The sequence below is a fragment of the Micromonospora sp. DSM 43699 genome (genome assembly GCF_055517075.1).
Genome location: NZ_JBTMMT010000040.1, coordinates 1 through 20,875, shown reverse-complemented (window position 1 = coordinate 20,875; position 20,875 = coordinate 1). Strand labels below are relative to the sequence as shown.

Here is a 20,875-nt window from a genome sequence, read left to right as displayed (position 1 = left end):
CATGGTGCTGGCGGTCATCGTCGGATGTGAGATCGGATTCTGGGTGCTGCTCGCCGCGGGGCTGGTCGCCCGGTACCCGCTGCGGCGGCCCCGGCTGGGCGCGGCGTTGCTGGTCTGTGTCCCGCTGGTCGACCTGGTGCTGCTGGGCGCGGCGGCGGTGGACCTGCGCCGGGGGACCACCGCGGACGCCACCCACGGGTTGGCCGCCGTCTACCTCGGCTTCTCGGTGGCGTTCGGGCACTCGCTGATCCGCTGGGCGGACCAGCGGTTCGCGTACCGCTTCGCGGGTGGGCCGCCGCCGGTCAGGCCGCCCCGGTACGGCTGGGCACGGACCCGGTACGAGTGGCGGGAGTGGGGCAAGGCCCTGCTCGGTTGGGCCGTCGCGTGCGCGCTGCTGGCCGCCGCGATCGTCGTGGTGGGCGACACCGAGCGCACCCGGGAGCTGTCGGACTGGATCCGCAACCTCACCGTGGGGCTGCTGATCTGGCTGGTCGCGTTCCCGGTCTGGGAGACGATCTTCCCGCGCCGCCCGAAGTCCTGACACCGGGGGTACGCGCTGCACGGCGTGTCGGTGTCGGCCAGTACGGTGGCACTGCCGCGCCGGGGTGCCGTCCCGGCGCGCGACGCGAGGGTGAGGAGACCGGGATGGCGCACGGGGAGGCCGAGCACGGCTGCGCCCAGGGCGAGCCCTGCCGGCCGGGTCAGCACGACCAGCCGGGCTCGGCGCGACCGCACCGCCGGTCGTCGACGGACCAGGTCTGTCGGGTCGAGCGGGTCGACGACGATCCGGTACCGCCCCGACAGCGCAGCGCCGAGACAGCCGACGGTGCGGCGTCCCGGCCGGCAGCGGTGGAGCCCGGCCCGGTCGGGCCGTCGGACGCGCCGACCCGGGCCTGCCGCAGCAACCTGGCCGGTTGGGCCGGTGCCCACCGGCACGGCCCGGTACGCCCCGGTCGGCGTCCACAGCGCCTCCAACGCCCGCCACACCGCTGGTGCTGACCACCCGCCGCCGCGCCGGCTGGCGGCCCGACCGAGGCGGCGGTCGACGGCGCTGACCTCAGCGGCGGGTGCGGCAGTGGACGGCGCTGAGGTCAGCGGGTGCGGCGGCGGACCAGCAGGGCGATGCCTGCCAGGCCGACGGTGATCATCAGCATCACGCCGACGTTGAGCAGTAGCAGCCGCTGAAGTTCGTCGATCGCGCCGTCGATGTCCCGGCCCGGGTTCAGGGCGTCCTCCGGGAGTACCCGCTCGCCGCCACCGACGCCACCGGTGACCGTGTCGAGCTGCGGCTCCAGCGGCACCCCGGCGGCCCGCAGCGTCTCGGACATGGTGAGGCGGCCGAGGAACCAACCGGCGATGGTCTTGCGCAGGTCGGGCTGCTTGGCCGGTCGGTAGGCCCGGGGGCCACCCTTGGCCAGCGGATAGAGGTCGTACGTCTGCTTCGGCGCGTCCCCGGCGAGCACCACGATCGTGTACTTCGGACCGAGGTCGGCCGGCTTGGGCCCCTTCGCCTCGCCGGTACGGCCGAACCAGCTGACCTGGTCGATGACCGCGACCACATGGGTCGGTGCGGTGTCCGTCCGCAGTCGCAACGGCTCGGTCAGCCCGACGCCGGTGATGTCCACCCCGGCGGGGGGCGTCTTCGGCGCGGCCCGGTGCGTCCCGACCGCCTGCGCCGCCGGACCGGTGGTCACCACCACCACCGCCACCATGGCGACCACTGCGAGCAGTCGCCTCACCCTTTCGACCATCGCCGCCTCCTCGCCCCGTTCGATGGATGGCTGTGCTGCGGGTCACGTGCGGGTCGGTCGACGTCGGTGGTCGACCGGGCAGCGCCGGCCCCACCTCATAGACTCCATGGAACATCGCGCGGACGCAGCTCTGGGAACAATATGTGGAACTATCTGCGATCCCGGAACGACCAAAAGACATCCGCGCGATCAGTGGGCGGATCGTACCTTTGCGGAGGGCATCATGGGGGGCAGGATCCCACAGGTGGCGCGGGCGGTGTCGGTGCTCGTCGGCGTGGTGCTCGCAGCGGCGCTGCTGGCACCGACACCGGCGTACGCGCACAACTCGCTGACCGGCAGCAACCCGGTGAACGGTGCGCGGATCGCCACCGCGCCGGCCAAGGTCGAGCTGCGCTTCCTGGCCAAGCTCGATCCGGACAGGACGAAGATCACAGTGGTCGGACCGGACAACGTCCCGGCCTCCGGCGGCGCGCCGACCTTCTCCGGCAGCCGGGTCAGTGTGCCCTTCGCCCCCGGTGCGGCCGGCCTCTACATCGTCGAGTACCGACTCCCCTCCAGCGACGGGCATCCGATCAAGGGGGAGGTGCGGTTCACCCTCACCACCGGCACCGCCGCCACGCCCCCGTCGCCGTCGGCCACCCCGTCGGCCAGCACCGCCCCGACGCCGACGGAGAGCAGCAGCCCGGCACCGGCGTCCTCGTCGGCCGCCCCGGTCGCGACCGCCGGCACCGACGACGCCGGCCGGGGTTGGCTCTGGGCGGTCGGTGCCGGCCTGGCGCTGCTCGCCGCGCTCGCCGCAGGCCTGTTTCTCCGCCGCCGCGCCGCCCGCCCCTGACCCGGGTACGCCGGACCCGGTTCACCGTCTCGTCGACGTCGGCCTGCCGGTCACCGGCGGGCCTGGCCAGGGAGCACTGGTCGACCGCGTCCTCGACGCCGGCCGGCCGCGATGTCCGTCAGACCAGCCGGAGCCGGGCGGCGCGCAGCCGGGTGAGGGTGCGCTCCCGGCCGAGCACCTCCAGCGACTCGAACAGCGGCAGCCCGACGGTGCGGCCGGTGACCGCCACCCGGACCGGAGCCTGCGCCTTACCCAGCTTCAGGCCTCGCTCCGCGCCGACCGCCTCCAGCGTCGACTTCAGCGACTCCGCGTCCCAGGAGTCGAGGGCCGCGTAGCCGGCGATCGCCGCGTCGAGCAGGTCGGCGGCCCCCTCCTTCATCGCCTTCGCCCAGGCCGCCTCGTCGATCAGCGGATCGGCGACGAAGAGGAAGTCGACGTTCGGCACGATCTCGCTGAGCACCGCGATCCGGGTCTGCGCCAGCGGGGCCACCGCAGCGAACGCGTCCGCGTCGAACTCCGCAGGCTGCCACGGCGGCGGCGCGATGGTGTCGGTGCCGGTCAGCCAGGGCTGGCAGGCGGCCACGAACTCGTCGACCGGCAGGGCGCGGATGTACTCGCCGTTGAACGCGCGCAGCTTCTTCTCGTCGAAGAAGGCGGGGGAGGGGTTGACCTCGGCCAACCGGAACTCGTCCTCGATCACCGACCAGGGCACGATCTCCCGGTCGCCCGAGGGCGCCCAGCCGAGCAGCATCAGGTAGTTGCGCATCGCGGCGGCGAGATAACCCTCGTCCCGGTACGCCTCCAGGGCCACCTTGTCGCGCCGCTTGGAGAGCTTCTGCCGCTTCTCGTTGACCACGACCGGGACGTGCGCCCAGATCGGCGGCTTGACGCCCAGCGCGTCCCAGAGCAGCTGCTGCTTCGGGGTGTTGGGCAGGTGCTCCTCGGCCCGGATCACGTGGGTGATCCCCATCGTCATGTCGTCCACGACGTTGGCCAGCAGGAACACCGGGGAGCCGTCGCCCCGGGCGATGACGAAGTCCTCGATCAGCTTGTTCTCGAAGGTCGGCTCGCCCCGGATCAGGTCGACCACCACGGTCGTACCCTCGTCGGGGGTGCGGAAGCGCAGCGCCCGCCCCTCGCCCGCGGCCAGCCCCCGGTCCCGGCAGAAGCCGTCGTAGCCCTGGTACTGCGAGCCGGTACGGGCCTGCACGGCATCCCGGGTGCAGTCGCAGTAGTAGGCCCGACCGGCGTCGTGTAGCCGCTGGGCGGCGGCCCGGTGCTCACCGGCGTACGCCGACTGGAAGTAGGGGCCCTCGTAGCTGCCCCGGGCGATGCCGATCCAGTCCAGCGCGGACAGGATGCCCTCGGTCCACTCGGGCTTGTTGCGGGCGGCGTCGGTGTCCTCGACGCGCAGCACGAACACCCCGCCCTGCTGCTTGGCGTAGATCCAGTTCTGCAGCGCCGAGCGGGCACCGCCGACATGGAACATACCGGTCGGGGAGGGGGCGAATCGCACGCGTACCGTCACGTCGTCCAGCCTACGGCCGGGCGCGACCCGGTTTCGCCAGGGGGCAGGACGCCGGTGCCGGGCGCGCGCCGGCAGCGGGCCGGCCCGCCGCTGCCACGCGCCCGGCCCGGTGCCGGCGGCCCCGGCCCGCCACCGGACCGGTACTCAGCGGACCCCGCGGATCTTGAGCACCAGGGCGCTGCCGAGCAGGGTCACCACGGCGGTCACCGCGTACAGGGTCGGGTAGCCGCCCAGGTGGACCACGATCGGGGCGGAGAGCGCCGGGCCGAGCACCTGGGGTGCGGAGTTGGCGATGTTGATCACGCCGAGGTCCTTGGCCCGGTCGGTGGCGCGTGGCAGCACCTCCGTGATCAGCGCCGCGTCCACCGACAGGTAGACGCCGTAGCCGGCGCCGAGCAGCACCGCGGCGACCAGCGCCATCGACCAGGTCGGCGCGACCGCCAGCAGCAGCGCGGCCACCGCCATCACCACCCCGGAGACGATCACGTAGACCTTGCGCCGGCCGGACCGGTCGGACAGCACCCCGGCGACCACGGCGGTCAGCATCATGCCGAGGGTGTAGAGCAGGATCAGCACCAGCAGGCCACCCTCGGGATCGGGGTAACGCACCCCGTCGGTGAGGAAGTACAGCAGGTAGAGGGTGCCCAGGGCATTGCCGATCTGGACCAGGAACCGGGTGATCCAGGCCCAGGCGAAATCCGGGTGCCGGCGCGGGTCGATCCACATCGACGCGACCAGCGTGCGCAGCCGCAGCGGCGCACGGTGTGCCCGGGGCAGCGGGTCGTCGGGGGTGAGGAAGGCGAACGGCAGCGACAGCAGCAGCACCGCGAGCGCCATCGCCGTGTAGCCGGGGACGGTGCCGCTGACCAGGGCGGTGACCAGCACCGCGCCGAGCACCAGGCCGAGCGCCTGCGGGATGCCCACCCAGCCCGAGACGCCGCCGCGCTGGACCACCGGCACCCGGTCGGGGATGCCGGCGGTGAGGCTGGCCAGCATCGCGTTGAAGCAGACCTGGGCGGCCACCCAGCCCAGCGCCACCCCGGCGATGGTCTGCTGCCGGGCCAGCAGCACCAGCGCCAGCGCGCCGAGCACCGCGCCGCCGGCGGTCCAGACGTGCCGGCGGCCGAACTCCCGCCCGCCGACGCGCAGGCAGGTACGGTCCGACAACGCCCCGGCGAGTGGGTTGGCCAGCACCGCCGCCAGCGCGCCCAGCCCGGTGACGACCGCCAGCATCGCCTCCTTGTGGTCCGGCGCGATCCGCTCCACCTGCTGCGGCAGCAGCACCTGGATCGGGGTGAAGAAGGCCATCCACACGCCGAGGTTGGCCGCGAAGACCAACGCGATCCAGCTCCGCCGGACCGGGACGACCGGGTCGGCGAGCGCCGCCGGTAGCGAGGCCGGCGTCGGGTCGACGGTGGTCACCCCCGGCCGACCTGGGTGCGGTACCAGGCGTACGAGGACTTGGGCGTACGGGTCTGGGTGGCGAAGTCGACGTGCACCAGACCGAAGCGCTTGGTGAAGCCCTCCGCCCACTCCCAGTTGTCGAGCAGCGACCAGACGAAGTATCCGGTCACGTCGACGCCCTCGTCGATCGCCGCCCGGACGGCGCGCAGGTGCCCGTCGAGGTAGGCGATCCGGTCCGGGTCGTGCACCCGGCCGTCGGCGTCCGGGACGTCGTCCCAGGCGCAGCCGCCCTCGGTGATCTGGATCGGCGGCAGCGCGTCGCCGTACCGGTCGCGCAGGCCGACGAGCAGGTCGCGCAGCCCGTCCGGGACCACCGGCCAGTCGAACGCGGTACGCGGGTAATCCTCCAACGGGACCAGCGCGAAGGGCAGCGGCGAGCCCTCCTCGGGGGCGCGTACCCCGGTCGGGTTGTAGTAGTTGACCCCGAGCACGTCGAGCGGGGCGGCGATCACCGCCAGGTCGCCGTCGCGCACCACGCCCGGGTCGAAGCCGTCCGGGTAGCCCCGGCCCAGCAGCGGATCGGTGAACAGGTGGTTGTGCAGCGCGTCGTACGCCGCCGCGGCGGCATGGTCGGCGTCGGTGTCGCCGTGCCGGACCACCGGCGAGTAGTTGTTGGCGATGGCCACCGGCGCGGTGCTGTGGGCGCGCAGCGCGGCGACCGCCAGCCCGTGCCCGAGCAGTTGGTGGTGGGCGGCCGGGAAGGAGTCGAAGAGCAGGGTCCGGCCGGGGGCGTGTTCCCCGGTGCCGTGGCCGAGGCTCAGGTGGATGAACGGCTCGTTGAGGGTGATCCAGAGCTTCACCCGGTCGCCGAGGCGGGCGGCGGTCAGGTCGGCGTACTCGGCGAAGTGGCCGGCGGTGTCCCGGTTGAGCCAGCCGCCGGCGTCCTCCAGGGGTTGCGGCAGGTCCCAGTGGAACAGGGTGGCCACCGGGTCGATGCCGGCGGCCAGCAGGTCGTCGACGAGCCGGTCGTAGAAGTCCAGGCCGGCGGCGTTGACCGGGCCGGTCCCGCCGGGTCGCACCCGGGGCCAGGCGATCGAGAACCGGTAGGCCGAGACCCCGAGCCCGGCCAGCAGCGCGACGTCCTCCCGGTGCCGGTGGTAGTGGTCGCAGGCCACGTCGCCGGTGCTCCCGTCGATGATCCGGCCGGGCGTGTGGGCGAAGGTGTCCCAGATGGAGGGTCCCCGGCCGTCGGCGTCGGCGCCCCCCTCGATCTGGTACGCGGAGGTGGACACCCCCCAACGGAAGCCGGCGGGGAAACCGGGGATCGGTGCGGTCGTCATCCACCCTCCCAGAACGCGAAACGTGCTCGCACTCTAGGGCGCGAAGTCCGCGAGCGCTATAGGTGCGAAGCAATGCGGGCGCAAGGGCTCTCGGCGTGTCTTTTTCCGAACACGTCCCGGTAAGTCCGATTTGGCGCATAGAGTGCGGAATATCGCGGATGTCCTCAGTGGGGGAAGAAAAGAATGATCCTCGTCGAACGCAGTGCGCACGTGACGGCACCGGTGGAAGCGGTCTGGGAAGTCGTCCAGCGGGCCGAACAGTTGCCCGCCTGGCTGGCCGGGGTCCGGGCAGCCGAGGTGCTCTCCGGAGAGGGCTTCGGCCGCCGACAACTCGTCCAGGCCGGGCGCGGCTCGGCGCACGAGGCCGAGGTGATCGCCTACCAGGAGCCCACCCTGATCGGCTGGCGGGAACGCGCCAAGGGGGCCGGTGCCCGCGCGGAGGCGCGCACCGAGATCTACGTGCAGCTCACCGCCGACGAGGAGGAGGGCGGCACGATCGTCCGGCTGATCGTGGTCCGTTGGCCGGCCGGCCCGGTGAAGGGTGCCCTGCTGCGCCTCGGGCTCCGACGGGTCGGTGCCGACCTGGAGGACTCGCTGGCCCGCCTCACCGACCTGGCCGCCGTCGGCTGACCCGACACCTCTGCACACCACCCGACACCACCCGAACCGGCGGTGGTCCGACCTCCCCGCCAGGGACGCCGGACCACCGCCACACTGTCACCCGCCCCCTCCCACTCCGGCAGCTCTGCCCACTCCGGCACATTGCCCGCGCGCCTTTGCCTGCGTGCCCTGTCCGCGCGCCCTGCCCACCTCGCTCCTGTGCTGTGCTGCTCCCCACCCGTCTCGCGGCGTGCTCACGGTCAAGGTCGTGCTGGAACCTTGTTGTCAACACCGTTGCGTTAACGCCGTGGGCGGCTGGTCAACCCGGGACAGGAAGTGCCCGATCGGGGAGCGGGGTGGGCGGCCCGCTTGGCGATCATGGAGTTGTGGTGCCGACTTTGGGGGTTCTACGGGTGTTCTGTTACCCACCACAACTCCATGATCGGCGAGGCAGCGCTGGTTGACGAACAGCCGTTCCACCTAACGCAACGGTGTTGACCTTGTTGTAGTGACATCCCCCGACTCCGAGGCCACTACAACCATGTTCGAGCACGACCTTGCGGTTCAGCGGTCCGCACGCGGAAGGGGAAGGGCGGGCGAGGCGCGGTGGGGCAGGTGGAGGTGGAGGCGAGGCGGGTGGAGGAGACGACGAAGGGCCCGGCGCGAAAACGCCGGGCCCTTCGTCGTGCTCGCAGGTGGGTCGTGCTCGGGGACGAGTCGTTGCCGGAACTAGCTGTCGCCGCCGGTCTCGCCGACCGGGGCGGCGTTGACGTCGTCGATGGCGTACTTCTTGGCCGCCTCGGCCGGGACGGTGGCCGGCACCGTGCCCCGCAGGGCGAGCTGGCGCAGCGTCGCGACCGCCACCGACTCGGCGTCGACGTGGAAGTGCCGGCGCAGCGCGTGCCGGGTGTCCGACATGCCGAAGCCGTCGGTGCCGAGCGAGGTGTAGTCGCCCGGTACCCAGCGGGCGATCAGGTCCGGCACCGCGCGCATCCAGTCGCTGACCGCGACCTTCGGCCCGTCCGCGTCGGCGAGCTTCTGCTGGATGTACGGCACCCGCTGCTCCTCGCCCGGGTGGAGCAGGTTGTACTCCTCGCAGACCACCGCGTCGCGGCGCAGCTCCGACCAGGAGGTCACCGACCAGACGTCGGCCGCCACCCCCCAGTCCTGGGCGAGCAGCTGCTGGGCCTTGAGCGCCCACTGCATGCCGGTGCCGGAGGCCAGGATGTTCGCCTTCGGGCCGTCGATCTTCGGGGCAGCCGCGTACCGGTAGATGCCCTTGAGCAGCCCCTCGACGTCCAGCTCGGACGGCTCGACCGGCTGGTGGATCGGCTCGTTGTAGACGGTGAGGTAGTAGAAGACGTTCTCCTGGTCCTCGCCGTACATCCGGTGCAGGCCGCGCTCCACGATGTGCGCCAGCTCGAACCCGAACGCCGCGTCGTAGGCGACCACCGCCGGGTTGGTGGCGGCGATCAGCAGCGAGTGGCCGTCCTCGTGCTGGAGGCCCTCACCGTTGAGCGTGGTACGACCGGCGGTGGCGCCGAGGACGAAGCCCCGGGCCATCTGGTCGGCCGCCGCCCAGAAGCCGTCACCGGTGCGCTGGAACCCGAACATCGAGTAGAAGATGTACATCGGGATCATCGGCTCGTCGTGGGTGGCGTACGAGGTGCCGGCGGCGGTGAACGAGGCGACCGAGCCGGCCTCGTTGATCCCCTCGTGCAGGATCTGCCCGGTGGTCGACTCCTTGTAGGACAGGAACAGATCCCGGTCGACCGAGGTGTACCGCTGACCGTGCGGCGAGTAGATCTTCGCGGTCGGGAAGATCGAGTCCAGGCCGAAGGTGCGCGCCTCGTCCGGGATGATCGGCACCCAGCGCTTGCCGAACTCCTTGTCCTTCATGATGTCCTTGAGCAGGCGGACGAAGGCCATCGTGGTGGCCACCTTCTGCTTGCCCGAACCGCGCTTGACGTCGGCGAACCGCTCCGGCCCCGGGATGGTCAGCTTCTTGTGGCTGGTCCGCCGGGACGGCAGGTAGCCGCCGAGCTGCTCGCGCCGCTCCCGCAGGTACGCCATCTCGTCCGAGGACTCACCCGGGGTGTAGTACGGCGGCAGGTAGGGGTTGTCCTCCAGCGCCTTGTCGGGGATGTCCAGGTAGAGCCGGTCGCGGAACAGCTTGAGGTCGTCCAGCGTCAGCTTCTTCATCTGGTGCGTGGCGTTGCGGCCCTCGAAGTGCGAGCCCAGCGTCCAGCCCTTGATGGTCTTGGCCAGGATCACCGTCGGCTGCCCGGTGTGCTCGGTGGCCGCCTTGTAGGCCGCGTAGAGCTTGCGGTAGTCGTGCCCGCCCCGCTTGAGGTTCCAGATCTCGTCGTCGGACAGGTGCTCGACCATCTTGCGGGTCCGCTGGTCGCGGCCGAAGAAGTGCTCCCGGACGTACGCCCCGGACTCCGCCTTGTAGGTCTGGTAGTCACCGTCGGGGGTGGTGTTCATCAGGTTGACCAGCGCGCCGTCGGTGTCCGCGGCGAGCAGCGGGTCCCACTCCCGGCCCCAGACCACCTTGATGACGTTCCACCCGGCACCCCGGAAGAACGCCTCCAGCTCCTGCATCACCTTGCCGTTGCCGCGGACCGGCCCGTCCAGCCGCTGGAGGTTGCAGTTGATCACGAAGGTGAGGTTGTCCAGCTCCTCGCGGGCGGCCACGCCGATCGCCCCGAGCGACTCCACCTCGTCCATCTCGCCGTCGCCGAGGAACGCCCAGACGTGCTGCTGGGAGGTGTCCTTGATGCCCCGGTGCTGGAGGTATCGGTTGAACCGGGCCTGGTAGATCGCGTTCAGCGGCCCCAGCCCCATGGAGACGGTGGGGAACTCCCAGAAGTCCGGCATCAGCCTCGGGTGCGGGTACGACGGCAGCCCGCCGCCCGGGTGGGACAGTTCCTGCCGGAACCCGTCGAGCTGGTCCTCCGAGAGTCGACCCTCCAGGAACGCCCGCCCGTACATGCCGGGGGAGGCGTGTCCCTGGTAGAAGATGTGGTCGCCGCCGCCCGGGTGGTTCTTGCCCCGGAAGAAGTGGTTGAAGCCCACCTCGTAGAGGGAGGCGGAGCTGGCGAAGGTGGAGATGTGCCCACCGACGCCGATCTCCGGCCGCTGCGCCCGGTGCACCAGCATCGCCGCGTTCCACCGGACGTACGCCCGGATCCGCCGCTCGATGTGCTCGTCACCCGGGAACCATGGTTCCTGCTCCGGGGTGATGGTGTTGATGTAGTCGGTGGTGGTCAGGGACGGCACCCCGACCTGCCGCTCGCGGGCCCGCTCCAGCAGGCGCAGCATGACGTACCGGGCGCGTTTGGTTCCGCGCTCGTCGATGACACCGTCGAGCGACTCGACCCACTCGCTGGTTTCTTCGGGGTCGATGTCCGGAAGCTGGCTCGGCAGACCAGCGGTGATCACCGGGCGCTTGCGTTCCGTAGCCACAGGCGTTCCCTCGGTTGTGTGTGGGATAGGTCTCTAGCGCCATCCTGCCCTCTGGTGGCACCCGTCGTCACGTCTAGCTCCCCCAGACGCGACGCTGAACACAGGTACCCGCCGGTAACTTTACGCGTTCGGCCCGCCGGGCGGGCCGGTGCCGCCGACGGGACCGGTCGTCCCGGTCGTCCCGGCCGTCCCGGTCGTCCGGGATGACGGGCGGTACCGGGACCGGTGCGGCAGAATGCGCCCCATGCGTAGTGAGGTGATCACCGTCCGGACCGGTTCCCGGCCCACCGTCGCGGACATCACGGCCGAGGCCGAGCGGTTCGTCTCCGGGCAGGGCGACGGCCTCCTGCACGTCTTCGTGCCGCACGCCACCGCCGGGGTGGCGATCATCGAGACCGGCGCCGGCTCCGACGACGACCTGCTGCGGGCGCTCGACGACCTGCTGCCGACCGACGACCGCTGGCGGCACCGGCACGGCTCACCGGGGCATGGCCGCGACCACGTGCTGCCCGCCTTCGTCCCGCCGTACGCGACGCTGCCGGTGCTCGACGGCCGGCTCCAGCTCGGCACCTGGCAGTCGGTCTGCCTGGTGGACCCCAACGGCGACAACCCGACCCGCCAGGTCCGCTTCTCCTTCCTTGCCGGCTGACCCGACCGGCCTTGCCGGCTGACCCGACCGGCCTTGCCGGCTGACCCGACCGGGCCGCCTCCCCGGTGCCCCGACCAGCTTCCGGGTCGGGCCGGCCGGGAAGCTCAGCGCAGCCCGGTCTCCGTCTCGACCGTGTACCGGTCCCGGTCGACCTGCGGCGGCAGCGTGCGGGCCGTGGTCGGTGGGCGGTCGTACGTCTGGTGCAGGCCGGGCACCCGGTCCTCGACCACGAACGACGCCCGCGCGTAGGCCGGGGCACCCGCCCGGCTCACGTACGGCAGCACCATGAAGTCCGCCGTGAGCTGGGCCGGGGTGATCGTGGTCCGGACGAAGCCGCGCAGGTCGTTCTGGAACCGCAGGTGCGGGTTGGTGCGCAGCCAGGGGTGCGAGCCGCTGGCCGAGTCGAACCCGTCCCCGCCCGAGGTGACCGAGGAACAGACCAGCTCGGTGCCGACCGTCCGGGCGGCCGGGTCGGTGTAGTCCAGCTTCAGGTCGGCCGCCCAGTGCGCGTGCACGTCCCCGGTCAGCACCACCGGGTTGCGCACCCCGGCGTTCACCCAGCCCCGGGTGATCCGGTCCCGGGAGGCCAGGTAGCCGTCCCAGGCGTCCATGCTGGTCAGCCGGGTCGGCCCGGGGTCGCGGTCCCGGGCGGCGAAGAACACCTGCTGGGCGAGCAGGTCCCAGCGGGTGTCGGAGCGGCGGAACCCGTCCAGCAGCCATGCCTCCTGCGCCGTCCCGGTGATGGTGCGGTTCGCGTCGGCCGCCGCCGGGCAGTCCCGGTAGCCGTCCCCACAGGCCTGGTCGTCACGGAACTGCCGGGTGTCGAGCAGGTGGAAGGTGGCGAGCCGACCCCAGCGCAACCGCCGGTACAGCGCGATGTCCGGACCGCGCGGCACCGAGGCCCGCCGCAACGGCATGTTCTCGTGGTACGCCTGGAAGGCGGCGGCCCGCCGGGCCAGGAAGTTCGGGTCCGGCTCCTCCGGCACCGCGCCGGCCCAGTTGTTCTCCACCTCGTGGTCGTCGAAGACCACCGCCCAGGGGGCCACCGCGTGCGCCGCCTGCAGGTCCGGGTCGGTCTTGTACTGGGCGTGCCGTTGCCGGTAGTTGGCAAGCGTCCGGGTCTCCGGCCCCTCGTGCCCGCGCGGCCGGTCCGGGCCGTACTCCCGGGCGTACTCGTACTGGTAGTCGCCGAGGTGCAGGATCAGCTCCGGCGCGCTCTCGGCCAGCCGTCGGTACGCGGTGAAGTACCCCTGCTCGTAGTGGGAGCAGGAGACGAAGCCCAGGGCCAGTGCGGTGGGCAGGGACGCCGGGTCGGGGGCGGTGCGGGTGCGCGCGGTCGGGGAAAGGTGCCCCTCGGCCCGGAACCGGTAGAAGTACTCCCGTCCCGGCAGCAACCCGGTCAACTCGACGTGCACGCTGTGCGCCGAGGTGGGCCGGGCGGTCTCCGTACCCCGCTGTACGACGTGCCGGAACAGCTCGTCGGCGGCCACCTCCCACTGCACCTCGACGGCCCGGTCGGGCATGCCGCCCAACCCGTCCCCGGCCAGCGGTTGCGGGGCCAGCCGGGTCCACAGCACCACTCCCTGGTGGTCGGGGTCGCCGGAGGCCACCCCCAGGGTGAACGGCCAGATCAGCGGCCGGTGGCTGGCGGTGCCCACCGGCCGGGTCGGACGCCCGCCGGCGGCGTCGGCCGGCGTCGGCAGACCGGCGGTCGCGCCGGCCGCGCCGAGGGCCGCACCGGAGAGCAGGACGGTACGTCGGGACAGCGCCACGGGAACCTCCCAGGTCGGTTCGTTCCTGACTCCGGCAGCGTCGCGACCCGGGGTGACCGTCAGGTGACGGATGGAGACCGCCCTCGTCTCCGCTAGCCGAACAGCGGCCTGCGGGGAGCGGGCGCACCGGCTTCGGGGCTTGGTCCGGGCTGCCCGTGCCGGTGTGTGGGGGCCGGGTCACCCCGGGTCGGGTCGTGTCTGAGTGGGCGAGCGTGGCCTTCGTCGGTAATGCTGATCGCGTGACCACCCCGCAAGATCTCGACGACCGGTTCCGGGAGACCCTGGGCGCGTTGCCCGAGCCCGAGCGGCGGCATGACCCGGCGCAACCGGTACGGCCCGACGCCACGCTGACCGGACGACAGCTGCTGGCCCTCTTCGACGCGCAGGTGACCAGCCGCCAGCTCGACCTGGCCGGCCGCTGGCTGCGCAGCTTCGACGAGGGTTTCCACACCGTCGGCTCGGCCGGACACGAGGCCAACGCGGCGGTGGCCGCCGCGCTGCGACCGACCGACCCGGCCCTGTTGCACTACCGCTCCGGCGCCTTCTACTGCCTGCGCGCCGCCCAGGCGGCAGGTGGCTTCCCGGGCGGGGACGGTTCCACCGGCCCGTTGCCGGACGACGGCCGGGAGGATGCCACCGCCGACGACGGCACCGACCCGGCGGGCACGACGGACACCCTCGACGCCGTCGCGGTACGACCCTCCCCGGCGGAACCGGTCGCCTTCCGGGTGGCCATCGACGGCACCACCGAACCGGTGCCCCGCCACCAGCCCACCGTCGCGCTGTCCACCGCTGCCGGCCCTGCCGGCTCCGGCGCGTTGCCCGCCACCGCTGACACCGGCCCGGACGACGACCCCGCCGGCTCCGGCGCGGACACCGGCCCGGACGACGACCCCGCCGGCTCCGGCGCGGACACCGGCCCGGACGGCGACCCCGCCGGCTCCGGCGCGCTGCCCGCCGGCGCGGACACCGGCCCGGACGGCGATCCTGCCCACTCCGGCCCGGTGTTCGCCGGTTCCGGGAGCCCGCAGACCGTGGCGGGCGTGTCTCCCGCACCGGCCGACGGGTCGGGACCGGGTGTGGACGGGTGGCAGGAGGCGTACGCCGAGGCGGCCCGGGACGTGCTGCGTGGCATGGTCGCCTCGGCCCGGGAGCCGTTGGCCGGTGGCCGGTCCAAGGTCTTCGGCCGGGCCGATCTGGCGGTGGTGCCGACCACCTCCACCGTCGCCTCGCACCTGCCCCGGGCGGTCGGGCTGGGACTGGCCGTGGAGCGGCTGCGCCGGATCGACACCGCCGGCCGGCGCGACGACCCGGCCGGTCCGCCACGTTCGCCGTGGCCTCGGGACGCCATCGTGGTGTGCTCGTTCGGCGACGCCTCGGTCAACCATGCCAGTGCCACCGCCGCGTTCAACACCGCCGGCTGGTACGACCACACCGGCCTGCGGATCCCGGTGCTCTTCGTCTGCGAGGACAACGGCCTGGGCCTCAGCGTCCGGTCGCCCGACGGCTGGGTGGAGCGGATGCTGCGGTCCCGGCCCGGGGTGCGCTACTTCACCGCCGACGGCGCCGACCCGGTGGCCGTGCACGCGGTGGCCGTCGAGGCCGCCGGCTGGGTACGCCGGCACCGTCGCCCGGCGGTGCTGCACCTACGTACGGTGCGGTTACTGGGACACGCCGGTGGGGACGTCGAGCGGGCGTACCGCAGCACCGCCGAGATCGCCGCCGACGAGGCACGTGACCCGGTGCTGGCCACCGCCCGGCTGCTCGTCGAGGCCGGGGTGGCCACCGGGGAGGAGCTGCTGGCCCGGTACGACGAGCGGGGCTGGCAGGTACGCCGTACCGCCGAGGAGGTGCTCGACGAGCCGAAGCTGGCCGCCCCGGCCGAGGTGGTGGCCCCGCTGTCGCCCCGCCGGCCGTCGCGGGTCGCCGCGACGGTGGCCCAGGCGGCCCAGCGGGCCGCCGGGCCGGACGCGGCCGGCCGGGTCGAGGCGTTCGGCGGCAAGCCTCCGGAGCTGGCCGGCCCGCTGACCCTGGCGCAGAGCATCAACGCCGCGCTCGCCGACGGGATGCTCAGCCATCCGCAGCTGGCCGTCTTCGGTGCCGACGTCGCCGCCAAGGGCGGGGTGTACGGGGTGACCAAGGGGCTGCGGGAGCGGTTCGGCGCGGCCCGGGTCTTCGACACCCTGCTCGACGAGACGTCGGTGCTGGGGCTGGGGCTGGGTGCCGGGCTGGCCGGGATGCTGCCGGTGCCGGAGATCCAGTATCTGGCGTACCTGCACAACGCCGAGGACCAGTTGCGGGGCGAGGCGGCCACCATGCAGTTCTTCTCCCAGGGGGCGTTCCGCAATCCGATGGTGGTGCGGGTACCGGGGCTGGCCTACCAGGAGGGGGCCGGCGGGCACTTCCACAACGACAACTCGGTGGCCGTACTGCGGGATGTGCCGGGTCTGGTGGTCGCGGTGCCGGCGCGGCCGGACGACGCCGCGCCGCTGCTGCGGACCTGCCTGGCCGCCGCGGTGGCGGACGGCACGGTCTCGGTGTTCCTGGAGCCGATCGCGCTCTACCACACCCGGGACCTGTACGAGCCGGGGGACGGTGAGTGGCTGGGGGCGTACGCCGAGCCGGCCGCCTGGGCTGCCGGTCACGCGCCGATCGGCCGGGCCCGGGTGTACGGCGTCGGCTCGGCCGAGGACCTCACCATCGTCACTTTCGGTAACGGGGTACGCATGTCGCTGCGGGCGGCGTCGACCCTGGCCGACGAGGGCATCGGCAGTCGGGTGGTCGACCTGCGCTGGCTGGCGCCACTGCCGGTGGCGGACCTGATCCGGGAGGCGTCGGCGACCGGTCGGGTGCTGGTGGTGGACGAGACGCGGCGTTCCGGCGGGGTCGGTGAGGGGATCCTCGCGGCGCTCGTCGATGCCGGATATGTGGGTGCGGCGCGGCGGGTGGCGGCAGTTGACTCGTTTGTACCATTAGGTCCGGCTGCCCGTCAGGTGCTGGTCTCCGAGGATGCCATTACCCAGGGTGCCCGTACGCTGCTGGCACGGTAAATTCCGTTCCACCCGGTGCGCCACTTGCGCGACGGACCACAACTGTGTGGACTCTGCCTGACGGCGTCGCCGCGACGCCGCCGGGCAGGGACGAGATGAGGAGGCACGCGACAGTGAGCGCGACCGCTGGTCAGGCCGCCGACGGGGTACGTCTCCTGGCGGACCGGTTCGGGATCGAACCGGGGATGGTCGTCATGGAGATGGGGTACGACGAGGACGTCGACCAGGATCTCCGGGACGCCCTGACCGACCGCTGTGGAGAACTGGTCGACGAGGACACCGACGAGGTGGTCGACGCGGTGCTCGTCTGGTACCGCGACGGCGACGGTGACCTCTTCGAGCTCCTCGTCGACGCCCTCGGCCCGCTGGCCGACGCGGGAGTCGTGTGGCTGTTGACGCCGAAGGCCGGGCGGGACGGGCACGTCGAGCCGAGTGAGGTCGCCGAGTCGGCGCAGACCGCCGGCCTCCAGCAGACCTCGACCCTCAACGCCGGCCTGGACTGGAGCGCCGCCCGGCTCGTGCTGCGTCGCGGGTCCAAGGGCCGCAAGTAGGCCCCACCCGAATGGGAATCCCGCACCCGGGGCGCCGCCCACGGGTGTGGCAGGCTGGACCCACCCCAGACCCGACCCGACCCAAGGAGTTCGCATGCCGATCGAGGTTGGCGCCGAGGCGCCCGACTTCCTGCTGAAGGACCAGAACAACCAGGAGGTACGGCTCTCGGACTACCGGGGCGACCGCACCGTGCTGCTGGTCTTCTACCCGCTCGCCTTCACCGGCATCTGCCAGGGTGAGCTGTGCGAGGTACGGGACAACCTCAACGAGTACGTCAACGACGACGTGCAGGTGCTCACCGTCAGCGTCGACTCGGTGTACGCCCACAAGATCTGGGCCGACAAGGAGGGCTACCAGTTCCCGCTGCTTGCCGACTTCTGGCCGCACGGGGCGGTCGCCCAGGCGTACGGCGTCTTCAACGACGTCGCCGGCATCGCCAACCGGGGCACCTTCGTCATCGACAAGGCCGGCGTCGTCCGGTTCGCCGAGATGAACATGCCGGGTGAGGCGCGCGACCAGCAGGGTTGGCGCAAGGCCCTCGCCGACACGGTCGCCGCCTGACCGGTCGACCGGGCACATCGGTTTCACACCGGGTACACCGTTGCGACGGGCCGGCGGCCGGCAGGTAAGCTTGCCAGCCACCGGCCCGCTCGTACGGGCGTTCCGGGCGCGTAGCTCAGTGGGAGAGCACTCGCCTTACAAGCGAGGGGTCGCAGGTTCGAAACCTGCCGCGCCCACCCGCACCACCAGCACCCGAAACGGGCCGCCGGATGACCGGCGGCCCGCTCCCGTCCCGCAGGACCGGCCGCGTGATGCGCGGCGGGAACGATCACTGAATGGTGTCTACCTCACCGTAGGAGCCGTCGCCTCGCCCTGGAAGAACCGGTCAGGCGACACACAACAGCAGTTCGTAGACGGGGTACCAGTCTGCGGTCAGGTCCTGTGAGGGCGAGTGCGGCGTGGTGTAGGAGCCCCCACTACTGAGGGCCATCTTGCCCCGGTCGTTGGTGCCGGGCAGGTTGTTGATCCACCAGCCGGCCCCCACCAGTCGCCGGGGATCCCGGCGCGGCCGCAACCCCACGCCTTGCCGTATCCGGCGGCGTTGTCGTAGCCGCAGAACTTGCCCGATGGGCAGGAGGCGGCCAGTTCCGCCCGTGAATCCACGCCGCGTAGCATCGTCACGCCATTGCCGAGATCGATCAACTCGACCCCGTCGTCACGGGTGGCGTGACTCTTCTCTGCGAACTCGGTCGTCGTCCTCGACGGCGTGGCCGCCGACACTGGCACCGCGCTCACGAACAACGCACCCAGAGCGAGCGCGATGACCACAGCGGATTGACGAAAACGCATGTGAAGCCTCCATTCATGTCCAGCCGCGGAGCCGGTTGCCCCTCGTGAGAACCAGTGTCGACAGGCTGGGTGGAAGGTGCGTTGAAGGGCGCCGAGTCCGGCGGACCATCCAGTCGCACCTTGACAGCGGCCCGCACAGGTCCTGGTCGGCTGCTGTCATACGGGGAGCCTCGCCCTGCGTCGGCCGCGCCCCGTCGTGCCACCCGTGACCAGCACCGTCACGATGGAGAAGGTCCTTGAGTTCGCCGCCGTCATCCTCGTCCGCGTCGGTGCGCCCACGGGTGCATACTCGCCTCGTGACCCAGGGACGCCAGCTGGCAGAGCGGATGTACGACGCGTTCAATCGCCGGGACGCCCCGGCCGCCGGGGAGATCTTCGCCGGCACCTTCTACAGCCATCCGTTGCGGGCCAGCGGCTGGGAGTGCGTGCAGCGGGCCTGGCAGCAGATGTGGGCGCAGCATCCCGACCTGAGGGTGACGCTGAAGGATCTGGTCGCGGACGGCGAACGTGTGGCGACCCGGACCGAGATGGTCGGCTTCATCGACGGCCCGGCGGCAACGATGCTGGAGATGCTCACCGTCGACGGCGACCGGATCGTTGAGCTGTGGGGCCTGTCCGCCAGGCCGCAACCCGTACCCACCCCGCCCGAGGTCTGAGAGAGCGCCGTCAGTGGGGCTCTTCCGGGCCCCGACGCCCGGCGCAGGTAGTAAGGATCATCGTGAGCTACGCGGACGTCAACGGGTTGCGGCTCTGGTACGAGGAGCACGGCGAGGGACGACCGCTGGTGCTGCTGCACGGCGGCTACGGCGCGGTGGAGATGTTCGCCCCGATCCTGCCGGCGTTGGCGCAGCGCCGCCGGGTGATCGCGGTGGACCTCCAGGGCCACGGCCGGACCGCCGACGTGGACCGACCGCTGCGGTACGAGTCGATGGCCGACGACGTCGCCGCGCTGCTGCGACACCTCGACCTGCCCGGGGCGGAGGTGCTGGGCTACTCCCTCGGCGGCGGGGTGGCGCTGCGTACCGCGATCCAGCACCCGGAGCTGGTGCACCGTCTGGTGCTGGTCTCCACCCCGTGCAAGCGGCAGGGCTGGTATCCCGAGGTGCTGGCGGCTATGGCCGGTCAGGACGAGCAGTTCGGCGAGCGGATGCGCGGCACGCCCCCGCACCAGCTCTACGTGAGGATCGCTCCCCGGCCGCAGGACTGGCCGGTGCTGTGGGCCAAGACCGGCGCCCTGCTGCGCCGCGAGTACGACTGGTCGCCGGAGGTGGCAGCCCTCGCTGTGCCGATCCTGCTGGTCTTCGCCGACGCCGACGCGATCCCGGTCACCCACATGGCCGAGTTCTACCGGCTGCTCGGCGGCGGCCACCGGAACCCGGGCGGAGCCGGCACCGACCGCCCCACCTCCCGCCTGGCAGTACTCCCCGGCCTTACCCACCACGACGTCCCCACCACACCCCTCCTACCCCACCTGGTCCTCCCCTTCCTCACCCACCAACTCCGCCCCTAGGTTTCTCGCGCGATCAAGAGGTTTGCGTCACGAGACCCGCCGCCGATGACGCGAACCTCTTGGTCATCATGCTGTCTCGGGGTGGGTGAGGCGGTGGGCCAGCCAGGGGAGGAGGGCGTCGGCCTGGGACTGTTGGAAGGGGCGGACGGTGGGGATGCCGGGCGGCGGCGGGCGGCGGGCGCTGTCGGTGAAGAAGCCGGCCAGGCCAGCGTAGAAGCCGGTCAGGACGGCGGATTCGACGTCGGCGGTGCGCGGCGACCGGCGTAGCAGCATCTCGGTGTCGTGCCCGCCGTGCAGCCGTACGTTGACCAGCAACAGCGCGGTGTCCAGCCAGGCGGGGCCTCGACAGGCCCACGGCCAGTCCACCACGGTGACCCTCCCGTCCGGCCCGATCAGCAGGTTGTCGGCGCGGACGTCGAGATGGCACAGGGTGTCCCCGGTCAGCGCGGCCAGCCCCCGGTCGGCCGCCGCACAGAGTTCGGTCAGGTGCGTGGCTGCCCACGGGTCGAGCCGGGGTGGTGGGTCGGCGGCGATCCGCCGCCAGCCGGCGAAGTCGTGGGCCAGCCGCTCGGCGGCGGTCGGTACGTCCGGCACCGGGTTCGGAGTGAGCGTGGCGGCCAGGGTGTCGAGCGTGTGCAGTACCGGGTCGAGTTCGGCAGTTCGCCAGGGCGTGTGCGGGTGCCGGCCGTCGACGTCGGTGAGGACCAGCGCCACCCACTCGCCGTCGTCGTGGCAACCGAGCAGCCGGGGCGTCGGGGCGGTCCGGGGCAGGGCGGCGGTGTGCCGGGCTTCGGCGCGGTGCATCCGGGGGCTGTCCGGGTTCAGTGTCGGGCCGACCGCCTTGACGAACGCCCGCCGGCCGCCGGCCGTACTGACCCGGTCTGCGGTACCGGGGGAGTACCCACCGGGTTGGGAGACCGCCTCGACCACCCGGTCACCGATGATCTGCTCCACCGCCTGCCGGACGGACCAGGGCAACTCCCCCCAGCCAATCCTGCCCCCACCCCCACCCATACCCCCACCCCCGCCCCCACCGTCCATCCCCCCACCATGCGCGGCCCCCCAA

18 protein-coding genes and 1 tRNA gene are annotated in these 20,875 nt (G+C 72.3%); 11 read left to right on the top strand and 8 right to left on the bottom strand.

Translation table 11 applies throughout. From position 1 onward, the window contains the following. The first annotated feature begins 1 nt into the window (after position 1). Together AC0AIB_RS19485 and AC0AIB_RS19480 are read left to right on the top strand one after the other, a co-directional pair. Entirely contained in the window at positions 2–541 is a 540-nt protein-coding gene (locus AC0AIB_RS19485) for a hypothetical protein (protein ID WP_465097199.1), read from the top strand. 104 nt (positions 542–645) lie between these two features. Continuing rightward, positions 646–999 carry a hypothetical protein gene (locus AC0AIB_RS19480; RefSeq protein WP_328344068.1) on the top strand — a complete coding sequence of 118 codons (354 nt, stop codon included), beginning with the start codon at positions 646–648 and terminating at the stop codon, positions 997–999. A gap of 92 nt (positions 1,000–1,091) precedes the next feature. Here the strand turns inward: AC0AIB_RS19480 and AC0AIB_RS19475 are convergent, their stop codons facing one another. Next, positions 1,092–1,751: a hypothetical protein gene (locus AC0AIB_RS19475; RefSeq protein ID WP_328344069.1), complete on the bottom strand. Its 660-nt coding sequence runs from the start codon at positions 1,749–1,751 to the stop codon at positions 1,092–1,094. A 223-nt stretch (positions 1,752–1,974) separates the two neighbouring features. Between AC0AIB_RS19475 and AC0AIB_RS19470 the strand changes: the two genes are divergently transcribed. Further along, positions 1,975–2,586, top strand: coding sequence for a copper resistance CopC family protein (locus AC0AIB_RS19470; protein ID WP_328344071.1), 612 nt, complete (start codon positions 1,975–1,977; stop codon positions 2,584–2,586). Positions 2,587–2,704: 118 nt separating this feature from the next. Here the strand turns inward: AC0AIB_RS19470 and gltX are convergent, their stop codons facing one another. The 3 genes from gltX to AC0AIB_RS19455 form a co-directional block, all read right to left on the bottom strand. Further along, positions 2,705–4,114, bottom strand: a complete 1,410-nt coding sequence (gene gltX / locus AC0AIB_RS19465; RefSeq protein ID WP_328344073.1) for a glutamate--tRNA ligase — start codon at positions 4,112–4,114, stop codon at positions 2,705–2,707. Positions 4,115–4,258: 144 nt separating this feature from the next. After that, a complete protein-coding gene (locus tag AC0AIB_RS19460) occupies positions 4,259–5,536 on the bottom strand; it encodes an MFS transporter (RefSeq protein WP_328344075.1) in 1,278 nt (425 codons plus the stop codon). After that, on the bottom strand, positions 5,533–6,858 hold the full coding sequence (locus AC0AIB_RS19455; protein WP_328344077.1) for a GH1 family beta-glucosidase: 1,326 nt from the start codon (positions 6,856–6,858) through the stop codon (positions 5,533–5,535). Before AC0AIB_RS19455 ends, AC0AIB_RS19460 begins: the two co-directional genes overlap by 4 nt. Before the next feature lie 183 nt (positions 6,859–7,041). On the opposite strand from AC0AIB_RS19455, the gene AC0AIB_RS19450 reads away from it, so the two are divergent. After that, positions 7,042–7,488, top strand: coding sequence for an SRPBCC family protein (locus AC0AIB_RS19450; RefSeq protein ID WP_465097198.1), 447 nt, complete (start codon positions 7,042–7,044; stop codon positions 7,486–7,488). A gap of 699 nt (positions 7,489–8,187) precedes the next feature. On the opposite strand, the gene aceE is transcribed toward AC0AIB_RS19450, so the two are convergent. After that, positions 8,188–10,926 (bottom strand): pyruvate dehydrogenase (acetyl-transferring), homodimeric type, encoded by a 2,739-nt coding sequence (gene aceE / locus AC0AIB_RS19445; RefSeq protein WP_328344081.1) that lies wholly within the window; start codon positions 10,924–10,926, stop codon positions 8,188–8,190. Between the two features lie 244 nt (positions 10,927–11,170). Between aceE and AC0AIB_RS19440 the strand changes: the two genes are divergently transcribed. Next, positions 11,171–11,575 (top strand): YjbQ family protein, encoded by a 405-nt coding sequence (locus AC0AIB_RS19440; RefSeq protein ID WP_328344084.1) that lies wholly within the window; start codon positions 11,171–11,173, stop codon positions 11,573–11,575. Between the two features lie 104 nt (positions 11,576–11,679). On the opposite strand, the gene AC0AIB_RS19435 is transcribed toward AC0AIB_RS19440, so the two are convergent. Beyond that, positions 11,680–13,347: an alkaline phosphatase D family protein gene (locus tag AC0AIB_RS19435; RefSeq protein WP_328344086.1), complete on the bottom strand. Its 1,668-nt coding sequence runs from the start codon at positions 13,345–13,347 to the stop codon at positions 11,680–11,682. Positions 13,348–13,586: 239 nt separating this feature from the next. Here AC0AIB_RS19435 and AC0AIB_RS19430 point away from each other — a divergent pair, with 239 nt between their 5' ends. The 4 genes from AC0AIB_RS19430 to AC0AIB_RS19415 all read left to right on the top strand — a co-directional run bounded on the left by AC0AIB_RS19430 (position 13,587) and on the right by AC0AIB_RS19415 (position 17,686). Then, the gene (locus AC0AIB_RS19430; protein ID WP_465097197.1) at positions 13,587–16,397 is read left to right on the top strand and encodes a thiamine pyrophosphate-dependent enzyme; all 2,811 of its coding nucleotides are present in this window, start codon (positions 13,587–13,589) and stop codon (positions 16,395–16,397) included. 113 nt (positions 16,398–16,510) lie between these two features. Continuing rightward, positions 16,511–16,948 (top strand): DUF3052 domain-containing protein, encoded by a 438-nt coding sequence (locus AC0AIB_RS19425; RefSeq protein ID WP_091238156.1) that lies wholly within the window; start codon positions 16,511–16,513, stop codon positions 16,946–16,948. A 94-nt stretch (positions 16,949–17,042) separates the two neighbouring features. Then, the gene (locus tag AC0AIB_RS19420; RefSeq protein WP_328344088.1) at positions 17,043–17,510 is read left to right on the top strand and encodes a peroxiredoxin; all 468 of its coding nucleotides are present in this window, start codon (positions 17,043–17,045) and stop codon (positions 17,508–17,510) included. Between the two features lie 104 nt (positions 17,511–17,614). Beyond that, a tRNA-Val gene (locus tag AC0AIB_RS19415) sits at positions 17,615–17,686 on the top strand. A gap of 149 nt (positions 17,687–17,835) precedes the next feature. On the opposite strand, the gene AC0AIB_RS19410 is transcribed toward AC0AIB_RS19415, so the two are convergent. Beyond that, entirely contained in the window at positions 17,836–18,030 is a 195-nt protein-coding gene (locus tag AC0AIB_RS19410; RefSeq protein ID WP_465097196.1) for a hypothetical protein, read from the bottom strand. 565 nt (positions 18,031–18,595) lie between these two features. Between AC0AIB_RS19410 and AC0AIB_RS19405 the strand changes: the two genes are divergently transcribed. Next, complete coding sequence (locus tag AC0AIB_RS19405) at positions 18,596–18,955, top strand: nuclear transport factor 2 family protein (protein ID WP_328344091.1); 360 nt, start codon at positions 18,596–18,598, stop codon at positions 18,953–18,955. Between the two features lie 62 nt (positions 18,956–19,017). Beyond that, complete coding sequence (locus tag AC0AIB_RS19400) at positions 19,018–19,809, top strand: alpha/beta fold hydrolase (RefSeq protein ID WP_328344093.1); 792 nt, start codon at positions 19,018–19,020, stop codon at positions 19,807–19,809. 66 nt (positions 19,810–19,875) lie between these two features. Here AC0AIB_RS19400 and AC0AIB_RS19395 read toward each other — a convergent pair whose 3' ends face one another. Next, entirely contained in the window at positions 19,876–20,823 is a 948-nt protein-coding gene (locus AC0AIB_RS19395; protein WP_465097210.1) for a phosphotransferase, read from the bottom strand. Positions 20,824–20,875 lie beyond the last annotated feature (52 nt).

Coding starts and splice junctions, on each gene's coding strand:
- AC0AIB_RS19440 (WP_328344084.1), top strand. CDS start 11,171: ATGCGTAGTGAGGTGATCACCGTCCGGACCGGTTCCCGGCCCACCGTC.
- AC0AIB_RS19450 (WP_465097198.1), top strand. CDS start 7,042: ATGATCCTCGTCGAACGCAGTGCGCACGTGACGGCACCGGTGGAAGCG.
- AC0AIB_RS19485 (WP_465097199.1), top strand. CDS start 2: ATGGTGCTGGCGGTCATCGTCGGATGTGAGATCGGATTCTGGGTGCTG.
- AC0AIB_RS19395 (WP_465097210.1), bottom strand. CDS start 20,823: ATGGGTGGGGGTGGGGGCAGGATTGGCTGGGGGGAGTTGCCCTGGTCC.
- AC0AIB_RS19480 (WP_328344068.1), top strand. CDS start 646: ATGGCGCACGGGGAGGCCGAGCACGGCTGCGCCCAGGGCGAGCCCTGC.
- AC0AIB_RS19420 (WP_328344088.1), top strand. CDS start 17,043: ATGCCGATCGAGGTTGGCGCCGAGGCGCCCGACTTCCTGCTGAAGGAC.
- AC0AIB_RS19470 (WP_328344071.1), top strand. CDS start 1,975: ATGGGGGGCAGGATCCCACAGGTGGCGCGGGCGGTGTCGGTGCTCGTC.
- AC0AIB_RS19475 (WP_328344069.1), bottom strand. CDS start 1,751: ATGGTCGAAAGGGTGAGGCGACTGCTCGCAGTGGTCGCCATGGTGGCG.
- AC0AIB_RS19455 (WP_328344077.1), bottom strand. CDS start 6,858: ATGACGACCGCACCGATCCCCGGTTTCCCCGCCGGCTTCCGTTGGGGG.